General features: G+C 49.6%; 10 protein-coding genes. 5 read left to right on the top strand and 5 right to left on the bottom strand.

Annotated features, from left to right (window positions below):
* Positions 1 to 47 precede the first annotated feature (47 nt).
* Positions 48 to 779 carry an orotate phosphoribosyltransferase gene (gene pyrE, locus F4Z13_01865; GenBank protein ID MXZ47993.1) on the bottom strand — a complete coding sequence of 244 codons (732 nt, stop codon included), beginning with the start codon at positions 777 to 779 and terminating at the stop codon, positions 48 to 50.
* A 40-nt stretch (positions 780 to 819) separates the two neighbouring features.
* Between pyrE and F4Z13_01860 the strand changes: the two genes are divergently transcribed.
* Positions 820 to 2,061, top strand: a complete 1,242-nt coding sequence (locus tag F4Z13_01860; protein ID MXZ47992.1) for a hypothetical protein — start codon at positions 820 to 822, stop codon at positions 2,059 to 2,061.
* Positions 2,062 to 2,103: 42 nt separating this feature from the next.
* Here F4Z13_01860 and thrC read toward each other — a convergent pair whose 3' ends face one another.
* Positions 2,104 to 3,441: a threonine synthase gene (thrC, locus tag F4Z13_01855; GenBank protein MXZ47991.1), complete on the bottom strand. Its 1,338-nt coding sequence runs from the start codon at positions 3,439 to 3,441 to the stop codon at positions 2,104 to 2,106.
* A 141-nt stretch (positions 3,442 to 3,582) separates the two neighbouring features.
* Between thrC and F4Z13_01850 the strand changes: the two genes are divergently transcribed.
* The 4 genes from F4Z13_01850 to rsmA all read left to right on the top strand — a co-directional run bounded on the left by F4Z13_01850 (position 3,583) and on the right by rsmA (position 5,682).
* Positions 3,583 to 3,876 carry an acylphosphatase gene (locus F4Z13_01850; protein MXZ47990.1) on the top strand — a complete coding sequence of 98 codons (294 nt, stop codon included), beginning with the start codon at positions 3,583 to 3,585 and terminating at the stop codon, positions 3,874 to 3,876.
* A complete protein-coding gene (locus tag F4Z13_01845) occupies positions 3,804 to 4,514 on the top strand; it encodes an MBL fold metallo-hydrolase (protein MXZ47989.1) in 711 nt (236 codons plus the stop codon). Before F4Z13_01850 ends, F4Z13_01845 begins: the two co-directional genes overlap by 73 nt.
* A 7-nt stretch (positions 4,515 to 4,521) precedes the next feature.
* On the top strand, positions 4,522 to 4,797 hold the full coding sequence (locus F4Z13_01840; GenBank protein ID MXZ47988.1) for a septum formation initiator family protein: 276 nt from the start codon (positions 4,522 to 4,524) through the stop codon (positions 4,795 to 4,797).
* 66 nt (positions 4,798 to 4,863) lie between these two features.
* Positions 4,864 to 5,682: a ribosomal RNA small subunit methyltransferase A gene (gene rsmA / locus F4Z13_01835; protein MXZ47987.1), complete on the top strand. Its 819-nt coding sequence runs from the start codon at positions 4,864 to 4,866 to the stop codon at positions 5,680 to 5,682.
* On the opposite strand, the gene dacB is transcribed toward rsmA, so the two are convergent.
* The 3 genes from dacB to F4Z13_01820 all read right to left on the bottom strand — a co-directional run bounded on the left by dacB (position 5,676) and on the right by F4Z13_01820 (position 10,460).
* The gene (gene dacB / locus F4Z13_01830; protein ID MXZ47986.1) at positions 5,676 to 7,076 is read right to left on the bottom strand and encodes a D-alanyl-D-alanine carboxypeptidase/D-alanyl-D-alanine-endopeptidase; all 1,401 of its coding nucleotides are present in this window, start codon (positions 7,074 to 7,076) and stop codon (positions 5,676 to 5,678) included. The genes rsmA and dacB overlap by 7 nt on opposite strands.
* 13 nt (positions 7,077 to 7,089) lie before the next feature.
* The gene (gene polA / locus F4Z13_01825) at positions 7,090 to 9,777 is read right to left on the bottom strand and encodes a DNA polymerase I (protein ID MXZ47985.1); all 2,688 of its coding nucleotides are present in this window, start codon (positions 9,775 to 9,777) and stop codon (positions 7,090 to 7,092) included.
* A gap of 101 nt (positions 9,778 to 9,878) precedes the next feature.
* A complete protein-coding gene (locus tag F4Z13_01820) occupies positions 9,879 to 10,460 on the bottom strand; it encodes a methyltransferase domain-containing protein (protein MXZ47984.1) in 582 nt (193 codons plus the stop codon).
* Positions 10,461 to 12,392: the final 1,932 nt, after the last annotated feature.

Below are 12,392 nucleotides of genomic sequence, written 5' to 3'. Positions count from 1 at the left end.
ATCATTCCGGTTTGTGTGAAAAACAAAAGAGTTTTGCGTGGAGTTTTCTAGAGAAGTTCCGAAACGCTGAATATGGAAAAAAAGCTACAGCCCCGCTCAAGGAAGGCTTTTTCTGTGTTCTCTCCCCTGTCGACGACGCAGAGGACCCCACGGACCTCGGCTCCGGCGGACTCGACAAGATCAATGGCTCTTAGAACGGAACCACCGGTTGTAATCACGTCCTCAACTATTGCCACACTGTCTCCCTCGGTAAGTCCGCCCTCTATCATGTTCCCGGTCCCATGTTCTTTTTCCTTCTTTCTTACTATGAATCCGCGAAGCGGCATGTCCTGCTCATAACTTCTGGAAATGATGGCTCCCACCATCGGATCGGCACCCGTGGACGGTCCTCCGACAGCCGTTACGCCTCCCTGAGCGGCGATTTCGCCCAGAAGTATTTCTGATATCAGGTGGGCGCCTTCAGGATCCAGAGTCGTGAGCCTGGCGTCAATGTAGTAGGAACTTTGCTTTCCCGATGCCAGAGTGAAATTTCCGAGCAGGATTGATTTGCTTTTTAGAATTAGTTTTAATTTTTCTCTGCTCTTGTTCATCTTCCGGGATTCCGAACTGAATGAAATGTTATTTTCGTAATTGTACCTATTGATGCGGAAAATCAATAAACCGGACCGGCTCCTTCTTCTGTGCGGAACAGCCATTTTTCTCCTGCTTGGGGCTATCGCTAAAATCTCCCCGGAACTCTCCTCTGGGGCTTTTAAGAGAGACCTGATACCGGTTTTCATATCGCTTCTGATTATTGCCTCGGCTGTCTACTTTGCGGCGGTGGGAAGTTTCAGAAAAAACCGCGCGTGTTCGCTTCTTCTCATAATTCTTTTCGGTCTCGGGTTCCGCGTTCTGTTTCTTTTTTCAACCCCGATACTCGAAAACGACTATCACCGCTATTTCTGGGACGGCGCCGTGGTTGCAAACGGAATGAATCCCTACGAGTACTCCCCGGAGGAAGTGGCGGAAGGCGGGGGAAACGAAAAACTTAGGGAACTCAAGCGCCTCTATGGCGATACGCTTGAGAAGGTAAACCATCCCCACGTAAAAACCATCTATCCGCCTATCGCAGAACTCTTCTTCGCCATATCCTACAAAATATCTCCCATGGGCACCACGGCGTGGAGGATTCTGCTCATGGTGTTTGATCTGGTTACGCTAGGGCTTCTGCTTGCTAGTTTGAAGAAACTTGGTATTCCTCGTCAATATTCCATTATCTATTGGTGGAACCCGCTTCTGGTGAAAGAGATATTCAATTCCCTGCACATGGACATCCTTGCGTTTCCGTTCGTACTGGGAGCAATTCTGCTTTTTCTCTGCGAAAGGAAAAAGCTCTGGACGCTCGTCCTTTCCTTGGCGGTGGGAGTCAAGCTCTGGCCGGCGCTTCTTTTCGGGATGTTTTTAACTCCCCTTAAGGAGAAACGGCAAACACTGCTGCAGATCTCTATTTTCGCCAGTGCGGTCTTAATCATATTTCTTCCCATGGTTGTATTTAGGCTGGATTCGACTTCCGGCATCGTAGCGTACGGAAAAAGCTGGCAGAACAACAGCCCGTTCTTCACGGCGGTTCTTTCGGGATGGGAGTTTATCCTGGAGGCGTTTGATGTTCACCCCGGACATGCGCAGGCACATTCAAGAATTGGTCTCATCGCGATTTTTCTTCTCTGGAAGTTTTACGTGGCGTTTGTATGCAGGTCTTTAGGTCTCCACAGAAAAGCACTTCTGATAATTGGAGGTGTGTTTCTGTTGATCCCGGCACAGTTTCCTTGGTACTACACGTGGCTTCTTCCGTTTCTCTGCATAGCTCCAAGCCCGGGGTTCCTTGCTTTAACCGCACTGCTCCCGCTTTATTACCTTCAGTACTATTTTCCCTCTCACCCGGAGGAAGGTGGAATATTCGGGAACGCGGTGATATGGATAGAGTTTGCGCCCGTGTGGGTTTTTCTCGCTTGGGAATGGTGGAGGTTTCGGGCTTCGGAAAAAGCCTCAGCCATCCGAACAGACATTGTTGATAGCGGCTGAGAACAAGGGATTATCCAGATTGCCGAATGACTCTTATGGTGACTACTGGACCGGAATTCTGCTTTGTATTGCGTTTTTTACGGCCTTGTAATCGTTTGGAAGTTCCACCGGAACATTGCTTAGCTCAGAAGATATCCCTTCAAGAACGGACCTATGGTAGCCGGCTTTGAACTCAACGAATTTAAGCCCGTGAGCTGTGGAAACCACCACTATCTTCTCCTTGGGAGAAAGAACCTTTTTCTCAAGCAGTTTCAAAAACACCGCGAGTGCAACTCCTGTGTGCGGGCAGTTAAACGTGCCTGTTCTGTCCGCCATTGCCGAGGCATGGGAAAGTTCGTCTTCCGATGCCTGCTCCACAACTCCGTCAAATCGCCTGAGGATCGAAATTGCCTTGTTGATGCTTACCGGGTTTCCGATCTGTATGGCATTTGCGAGGGTTTTTTTCGCTGTTACGGGGGTAAATTCTTCAAATCCCTTAAGATAGCTCAGGTAAAGAGGGTTTGCGTTCTGTGCCTGCGCACAGACTATTCTCGGAAGTTTTTTTATGACGCCGAGCTCATACATCATCAGGAATCCCTTCCCGAGCGCGGACACGTTGCCTAGGTTGCCGCCTGGAATTATTACCCAGTCCGGGACCTCCCAGTCAAACTGCTGGCAAAGTTCTATGCTTATAGTTTTCTGTCCCTCTATGCGCAGGGAGTTGATCGAATTTGCAAGATAAATGTTATGCTCGCTGGTTATTCTCTGGACCATCTCCATGCAGCCGTCAAAGTCCGTATCCAGGGAGAGAACCAGAGATCCGTTCGATATGGGCTGGATCAACTGGGCAATGGATACCTTGTCTTTGGGGAGAAAGACTATGGAAGGAATGCCTGCAGACGCGCAGTAGGCGGCCAAAGCAGCCGATGTATCCCCAGTTGAGGCGCAGGCTACCGCCGGGATGCTCACGTTGTCGCTTATCATCTGGTTTACGGCCGATACGAGCACGGTCATCCCCAGATCCTTGAAGGATCCCGTGTGGCTGTTGCCACACATCTTTATCCAGAGATCTTCAGCGCCTACCTGTTTTCCGAACCTCTCGGCCCAGAAAAGGTTCGTGCACCCCTCGTACATTGAAACTATTTTCTCGTTTTCGATTGAGGGCATAACCCACTCCTTCTTCCCCCAGACGCCGCTTCCGAAAGGCCAGACCTGCTTTCTGTACCTGCTGTCAAAAAGCTCTTTCCATTGCTCGGGCGTTTTTTGCCCCAGAGTTTCCATGTCGTGCTGAACGTCAAGAAGATTGTCGCACTTCTTGCACCTGTAAATGATTTCGTCGATGGGATAGGTTTCAGAGCAGTTCTCGTCTATGCATCTGAAATGGGCTCGGTACTCACTCATTAAGAAAAGAAAATACATTTTGCCTTTTTCTCTGTCAACGCCGCGCAAACCCTTTTCTCCTGCTCCGGTGCTTACTTTAAAGTCCCGAATCTCTGCGTTCATTGACACTGACAGAGGCTTTCGGTAGTCTGGAAGAATCGGATGGAACGAAGAGCCGTTATCCTGGTAAAGGGAAAGGTGCAGGGAGTTTTCTTCAGAGTCTCGACGGCCCAAACAGCGACTGAGCTTGGCATCAAGGGACATGTCGAGAACCTCATGGATGGAAACGTCAGAATAGTCGCTGAAGGAACGACCGAGAATCTCGAAAAGCTGATTGAGTGGTGCGGAGAAGGACCGCCCCGCGCAAAGGTCGAATCGGTTGAATTCAAGTGGCTTCCACCCGGGGGCGGATTCATCGATTTTCGTATAAACAGAACTCAAAGGAGATCAGATTGATAATAAAATGCATCCCGGGCGGGATATTCATTGAAAACTGTTACATCATAGGGGATGAAGATACGAACGAGGCTATGCTCGTTGATCCCGGAGAGCAGATAGCGGAGATATCCGAGGAAATCGAAAAATCAGGACTCGAGGTAAAAAAAATAGTTAATACCCACACGCACTTGGATCACGTGGCCGGTGTCGAGGCTTTCAAGAAAATGCTTGGCATACCCTTTTACATACACGAAAAAGAACAGCCCGTCCTTGATTTGCTTCCCGAGGCGAAGATGAGGTTCCCGGGATTTGACTTTGTCGAAGTCCCTGAGGTAGATGGTTACGTGAAAGAAGGAGAAACTCTTTCTGTGGGGAATCTCAGGGGAGAGATACTCCTTGTTCCGGGACATACCTGGGGGCATATATGTTTTGTTTTCGGAAAATCAATAATAGCTGGAGACACTGTTTTCGCTGGAAGCGTAGGAAGGGTGGATCTTACCGGGGGAACGAGCATGACGGAGCTTGTCGGGTCGATCCGCTCCGAGATTCTTCAATATCCCGACCATTACGAAATCCATCCGGGCCACGGCCCTCAAACGACAGTGGGAATTGAAAAAAGGACTAATCCTTTTCTCGTGGGAACTTTTGCTCTTTAGAGGACATATGAGACCGCAAAGATTCATTAGGTTGGCTGCGTACTCGGTGATTGCCGTAGCGGTGGCCTTGATGTTTTTCAACGAGATTTCCAAGGTCTATTTTCTCAAGAACGAAAACAAGAGGATAGAGAAGAGGATAGAGGACTTAGAAACGCAGAACAGGGCGTACAGAGAAGAAATAAAGGCCCTTAAGCAAGACGAAAGATACATTGAGAAAATACTGAGAGAGGAACTGGGGATGATAAAAGACAAAGAAAAGATATTCAGGTTCAAAGAAGAATAACTTTACACTTTCATTCTTTGCTTCCATGCTTAAGAGCTGTTCTGAAACAGTATCCGCTTTAAACGGATGGATGATATGAAGGGGGAGCAGATATTCCGTCAGACTAAGAGGCTTGGACAGAATTTTCTGAACGACCCCAACATACTCCGTAAGATCTGCGCCACTGCAAAGCTCCACAAAGAAGATCATGTGATTGAAATCGGACCCGGAAAGGGGAGCCTCACGGAGCATCTCGCACACGGTGCTGGCAGAATCACGGCAATTGAGAAAGACAAGAGGCTGAAGACCTTTCTTGACGAGAGATTCGGGGAATCTGCAAACATCAGATTTGTTTACGAAGATGTCCTTAAAATCGGGTTCAGTCGTTTTTCCGACGGAAAAAAGACGAAACTTGTATCCAATCTTCCCTATAACATATCCACTCAGGTTCTAATTAAGCTTTTCGATGAAAGAGAACTTTTCTCAAAGATAGTAGTGATGCTGCAAAAGGAAGTGGCGCAGAGGATATCCTCTGCAAAGGGACGGAAGAGCTACGGTTCCCTCTCGATACTTCTCCAGAGCTGTTTCAACGTAGAGATTGCCTTCAAAGTTTCCCGGCGCGTGTTCTATCCGGTTCCCGAGGTGGATTCGGCGGTGGTGGTGCTCGATCCGCTTAAGGAGCCTGTGTTTTCTGTATCGAGCGAGAAGACCTTCAGGACCGTTACCAGATGTGCGTTTTCCTCGCGGAGAAAGACCATAAGGAATTCTCTCAGCAACTTCTTTGAGAGGGAAACCGTTGAACAGGCACTTTCAGACTCGAGTATCGATCAGCGAAGAAGGGCGGAATCCCTTTCGGTTGAGGAATTCGCGAGATTGGCCGACAGCTTCCACGCGATAAATCAGTAGACAAGTTCCCTAAGAAGCAGATTCTGAAGTTTCTTTACCCTTGTTCCCATGCCGTTTGATATGATGGAAAAAACATAAACCCGCCCGTTTTTTGCGAATGCGTAGCCGGATAGAGATCTGGCTCCTTCAAGATATCCGGTTTTCGCATAGATTCTGCCCTTGAGGGCGCGAAATCTTTTTTTGAGAGTTCCGTCAACTCCGGCGATCGGAAGGGACGCAACGAACTCCTCTGAAATGTCCGGATCGCCGTAGGCCACATGGAGCGCCTCGGTTATATCCTCGGGGGACACCCTGTTTAGCCTCGAAAGACCGGAACCGTCGGCCACGGAGAAGTTTCCGTTAAGACCAATTCTCCTCAGATGATTTTCAATTACGTGCGTGCCGGATTTCCATGATCCTTGGGTGTTGAGATGCTTGGCCCCGATCACTTTGACTATGCTTTCTCCGATTATATTGACGCTTTCTTTGTTGTACTCATGGATAATGGCGCCCAGAGGTTCTGAGTAATGGGTGAATATTTTGCCGGTCCACCGAGGCACTCTCCTGCGCTCTATGGGTCCGCTTACTTCAATTCCTTCCTTCTTGAGAACTTGCTTGAGTGTAGCCCCGAAGTAAAAAAACGGGTCTGGCACCGAAATCTCTAGGGTCTCGGCTTTTTTTCGGGAGGAGACGTATCCGGAGAGCCTGAGTTCGTTTCGTTCGTTGTACTGTGCTCTCACACCCGATCTTTTCAGCTTGGTGGAAACCCTGTTTTTGATCGGGAAGGGAAACTCGGCGGGTTCCGTTCTCACCGTTGCGGGAACTCCCTGCACCCTGGACGCGGAAATTTTTATCTTGGCCGAGTTGTAATTAAACGAAATCGCCGTTACGGGAGGGCAGAAGCTTTTGCCGCGCCATTCAGGATCCCAGCCTTCTCCGTAATGGATGTCGTCAAAATACGAACCGTCTAGGTAAATCCCGCCCTCGATTCCTGTTATCCCGAGAGCCTTAATCCGCCCTGCAATCTCTCTGAGCTTCTCGATGTCTATAGTGGGGTCTCCGAACCCTTTTACGTAAAGACCGCCGTGGCCGACTCCCGAGTGTATTCCTCCACCCAGATAAAACTCCGTTTTGAACCGAAAACCCTTTCCGAGCAGGGAAAGCGCCGCTATGGAGGAAAGTATTTTGTTATTGGAGGCGGGAATGAATTCCTCTTTGCTGTTATAGCGAAAAACCGTCTTGCCGGTATCGGCGGAACGGACCATGACCCCGATTTTCTTTCGCGACGAGGAATTTTTCGAAATAAAGGAGAGTATTTTTTTCTCGTTTACTTCAGCGTGAGAAGGTGCCGCCGGCAGAAACACAAAGAGTAAAACGAGCGTGTGCAGAATCAGGGTCTTTATTCTGGAATCCATCGTTACTGTATTCTTAGTGAGCCTCGGCCCAGTTCTCTGCGGCGCGCATTTCCACTCTAAGCGGTACTCTGAGTTCCCAGGCGTTTTCCATGTCGTTTTTTATATGAGTTCGTAGTTTTTCAAGCTCTGCTTCGTAAACCTCAAAGAGAAGCTCGTCGTGAACTTGGAGGATCATTTTCGAGCGAAATTCTCCCTCTTCAAGTCTTCTGAATATGCGGATCATGGCCAAATTTATTATATCCGCTGCGGATCCCTGTATCGGAGTATTTATAGCCTCACGCTCTCCTCTTCCCCTCTCTACCCTGTTTCCCGAAACAAGCTCCGGTATCGGCCTTCTTCTCCCAACAAGCGTCTCTGTGTAGCCCCTGTTCCTGGCTTCTTCAACTGATGCCTGCATATAGGTTTTCACTTCAGAATATCTGTCAAAATATCTGTTTATGTAATTTCTTGATACCGAGACCGTGGTACCGAGTTGCTTTGAGAGCCCGAAAGCGCTTATGCCATATATTATCCCGAAGTTTATGGTCTTAGCGAGGTTTCGCATCTCGGAGGTGATCTGGTCTTCGCTTGCGTTAAAGATTTCGCAGGCCGTTGCGACGTGCACATCCTTATCGTCTCGGAGAGCTTCAAGCAGGGTCGGGTCCTCAGAGAAATGGGCGAGCAGACGAAGCTCTATCTGGGAATAGTCAGCCGACAGTATAACGCAGCCGTCTTTTGCCACGAACGATTTTCGTATTCTTTTTCCGTCCCTGGTTTTTATCGGGATGTTCTGAAGGTTGGGATCGCTGGAACTCAGTCTGCCGGTTGAGGTGCCGGCAGGGTTAAAAGAGGTGTGAATCCTTCCGGTGACCGGATTTATGAGTCTCGGAAGTTGGTCGATGTAGGTAGATTTCAGCTTGGAGAGAAACCTGTGTCTGAGTATGAGACGCGGCACTTCGTGGATTGTCGACAGATCCCTTAGAACTTCGGAATCGGTGGAAAAGGCGCCTTTCGCGGTTTTTTTCTTAACGGGAAGCCCTAGCTTCTCGAAGAGCACTTCGGAGAGCTGCTTTGTCGAGTTTATGTTGAACTTTCCTTCGGTTTTTTCATATATTCCGCCCTCGATGGAATCGAGATCCCTCTCGAACTCCTCAGACATTTTCCCGAGAATAGCGGTGTCGACGCTCACTCCCGTGAACTCCATGTCGCAAAGAACCGGAACAAGGCCCAGAACATTTTCCCTGTAAAGGTCCCAGAGCCCCTCTTTTTTCAGAGTCTCAAGAAATTTTCTTGAAAGAATAAGCGCCACGTCCGAATCTTCGCACGAGTACCTTGCTGCCGTCTCGATATCAACTTCGGCGAAGTTCTTCCTTGATTTCCCTTTTCCTGTAACGTCATCGTAGGAAATCATCTTGTGGCCAAGCTCAGTTCTTGAGAGTTCGTCAAGCTTGTAGCTTCCCCGGGAAGCGTCGAGCAGGTGTGCGGCCAGCATCGTGTCAAAGTAAATTCCCCTGAGACTGACGCCGTGATTTTTAAGTACGAGCATATCGTATTTTATATTCTGTCCTATTTTCCTTATGCCCTCGGACTCGAGAACTGGTTTCAGCATAGAAAGTGCGGTCTCAGGTTTCATCTGCTTTTCGGCTTCCATGATTCCCGTGTGTCCTACGGGGACGTAAAAAGCCCGTCCCGGGGCTGTGCACAGTGAAAAGCCGACTATCCCTGCGTTCATCGGCAGTCTAGAATCCGTCTCGAGATCTATTGAGAGTTCTCCTGCCTCCTCTACTATTCTTATGACCTGGCCGAGGGACATCTCATCGAAAACAGTTTCGTAGGAATCGTATCTTACTGCTTCACTTTCGCCTGGCGTACGGGATGCACCGATTTCGTCCAGAAGCTTTTCAAATTCAAGCTCTGAGAATATTTCCTGAAGATCTTCGGCAGCGTATCCACCGTATCTGAAGTCCTCGATTCCGGTTCCTACTTCGACATCAGTTTTTATGGTAACGAGCTCTCGGCTGAGGTATGCATTGTCTTTGTGCTCTCTTAGCCTCTTCGCGACGCTGGGGCGAAGTTCTTCAAGGTTTCTATATACGCCGTCAAGATTCCCGTACTTGGATATAAGGGCCGAAGCGGTTTTCTCCCCTACGCCCGCCACTCCCGGAATGTTGTCAACCTTGTCTCCCACAAGAGCGAAGAAATCAATCATCTGTCCGGGCTCGATCCCGTACTTCTGGTGCACTTCCTGCACTCCGGTTACACGTTCCCTCATTGTGTCAACCAGAGTCACGTTCTCAGACACCAGCTGGCAGAAATCCTTATCTCCGGTGACCAGAACCACCTTTGATGTTCCCTGTGCCCTGGCTATGGTTCCTATGATGTCATCGGCCTCGTATCCCTCCATTGCGAGCATTGGTATTGAGAATGCCCGTACCAGTTCGAAAATCTTAGAGAACTGGAGCTGGAGGCTTTCTGGGGCCTCGTCCCTGTTGGCCTTATACTCAGGGTATATTTCGTTTCTGAACACTTCTCCCCTGGAATCGAACACCATCCCCAGGTACCTCGGTTCGTATTCCCTGAGAAACTTAAGAAGCATGGTTGCAAATCCGTAGACGGCGTTGGTTGGAAACCCATCGGAGGTGGAAAGATCGGCCCTTACGCCGTAATACGCTCTGAATATATATGAGCTGCCGTCAATCAGATAGAGCGGGTGCTGGGACATGAAAGAAACCGCTTACGCGTTATTCATTAAGTATACCCAACCGTCCTTGCGGTGGGAGAATCAGCTTGCTGGTGTGGTTTTGGGCGGCGTTGGAGACAACGTTATTTTTCCGCGCTGTAAACAAACGCTGGAGGGAAATTGGACCAGACGGTTTTCGACTTAACGACGCTTGTGAACTTGTTTCGGAGCGTTGAGCGGAATCTTCTGGCATTTGGAACCATCATGCTGATTGAATAGCTGAATGTGATCATCCTGCCTCCAGGCTTGAGTACATCCCAGATGACGTTAAGTAGCCTGTCCTGGGTTCCGTGGTCAAATACGGCCCAAGGGAGACTTGAGATAATGCAGTCGCAGGAATCTTTTCCGTGCTGCTCGAGATATTTTTTCATGTTCTCCGCGGAATCCCTGTAGACTGTCGCGGAAGGACATCGTGATTTGGTCGCCTCGCAGAACTCGGGATTGATCTCTATTGCGAAAAACAGTGCTTCCGGACTTTTCTTCTCAAGAATCTTCTCGGTGAAAACCCCGGTTCCAGAGCCAAGTTCCACCACGGTTCCCATTTCGTTGAGCCGGGCGGTCTCGGTGACAAGCTCCGACAACTCCTCGTTTGAAGGCCCTATGGAGCCGGTGCGCTTTGGATCTCTGAGAAACTGTTTTATGTAACCGTATGCTCCGAGTTTCAACGGCACCTCCGACAAACCATCAGTGCGGCTAAGTATAATGACTGGGACAGCTTTGTCCACTGAACTTTTTATGATGGTTTCTACTGCTCTGAAAATGAGACGGCCTGAACACCGTGCCCGCACCCTTCTGCCTGCGGCCGTCGGCTATTGCGCAATGGACGGAGCAAGTTATCCATACCTAACAACCGCGAGTTCGGAATTCTCTCATCTCGAATCAGAACCAGACGCCTTCTTCCATGCGGATATTTCCAGCGTGGGAGTGAGTTTATCATGTGTCGGTGCTGCCGCCGTGCATCCTCCCCCCACCGCATAACAGTGGAGAAGGGAATACGCCGTAAAGCTTATCACTGAGGAGGACAGGAGCAGCCAGTCGCGTTGCAGGCCTGCACAGCTACCCTATAGTACACTCTAAACCCAGGAGCGTCAGGAACCTCAAATCTCTGTGTATGGGTTGTGCTCGTGGTTTCTACGACATGATCCGCGGTGGGGAAAACGTCGCAACCTGGTCCATCTCTCCTGTAAGTAAGTGGAAAATCGGCAATACCAACATTGATATGCACTTTATAATCAGTCGCCTCTGGAACCCTGCTATAAGTGACAATTACCTCACCTGATCCTCCAGGTTCTAGTTCTTGTGGTGAAATTCGGTGACTCAATATGCTCGGGTGAGAAGGCACTCTCCCGGAAGTGTCGGGTGGAGGGCCAGTTCCGCCATCTCCAAAACCCCTTCCGGGCGTCCAATTAATTCCAGCGCTTTCGGCCGCTTGCTCGCAGATATTCACGCCGTTAATGCTGATAACCCCGCTTCCACTTCTAATACTGCCCTGCTCACATGAACCATCGGGATTTAGTGTTACCGTCTGGCCGGCAACTCTAACCGTACAGCTTTGACCGTCCGCGTTACCTGTACCACATTTGGATGTGGTAGCAGGTTCAGACCCTTGCGGCATGCGGGGACTCAGTGCGCCCCATACGCCCAAGCCGGCAACTTCTCCGCCAGCCGTTGTAACGCCAAAGGTTCCTCCCACTGCTCTTGGAATTCTGTTCCCGTTTCCGAAAAACTGTCCACCCCATTTGCCTTCCGCTCCCACTATACTTGGACTTGAATGTGCCAAATCCGTATCACCTAGGAAGAAACCGCTGTCTGAATTCCCGATATCTGCCTCTTCCAGTGTTACTGTTCCTTCAATGGGATAGCCTTCTTCATCAAGAAAGGAATGAATCCTCCCCTTCACGGTTCCGCGATCAAAATCAACAGTCAAAGTCACTTTCCCTTCAGCAAAATAAATACTGCCTTCTTCAGAATACATAGCGGTGGCGTCCCCTTCATAGGTCACAGGGTTGCTCACGTCCAGGCCGGAGAGATTTCCCTGTGTGAAGGGATCGCTGCCATCTCCGAAGACACCCAATTCTAAATCGTCAGTTCCGGTGGTGCTGTCCGGCACATATATCCAGACTCCGCCGGCTATGTAATCTTTTCTCTCCCTTGTTCTTTCCTCCGAATAGACATCGACGTAAAGATATCCTCCCGGCAGTCTTTTTATCAGTTCAATCCCGTCCCAGTTGTTTCCTCCAAGCCGGTTCAACACTGTATCTGTGGTGCTGTCAACGGACCATCCGGCGCTACTGTTCCGAACAATGTATCGAACTTGTCCTCCACTGTATGAAGCCTCAACTGAAACCCTGTCTGTCGTGATGCCGTTATTGGCATTTGAGGATTGGGTAACGCTACCCACGCTCGGTTCATTCTCTGCAGCTTCGGAAATTTCATCCCCGGCGTTGTTCTTATCAGCTTCTGATACGACGCTGTCCAGTACATCCCCTGCGGATGGTCGAGATGAACCTCCTCCTCCCCCTCCTCCCCCGCCGCGGGCATTCAAAGGTGAAAGGCCGAGAGCTAGGGGTAGGATGTTAACGCGGAGGGGCCTGCCG

The organism is Candidatus Dadabacteria bacterium, from assembly GCA_009837205.1.
Classification (GTDB): domain Bacteria; phylum Desulfobacterota_D; class UBA1144; order Nemesobacterales; family Nemesobacteraceae; genus Nemesobacter.
This window is presented reverse-complemented; position numbering and strand designations above follow the sequence as displayed.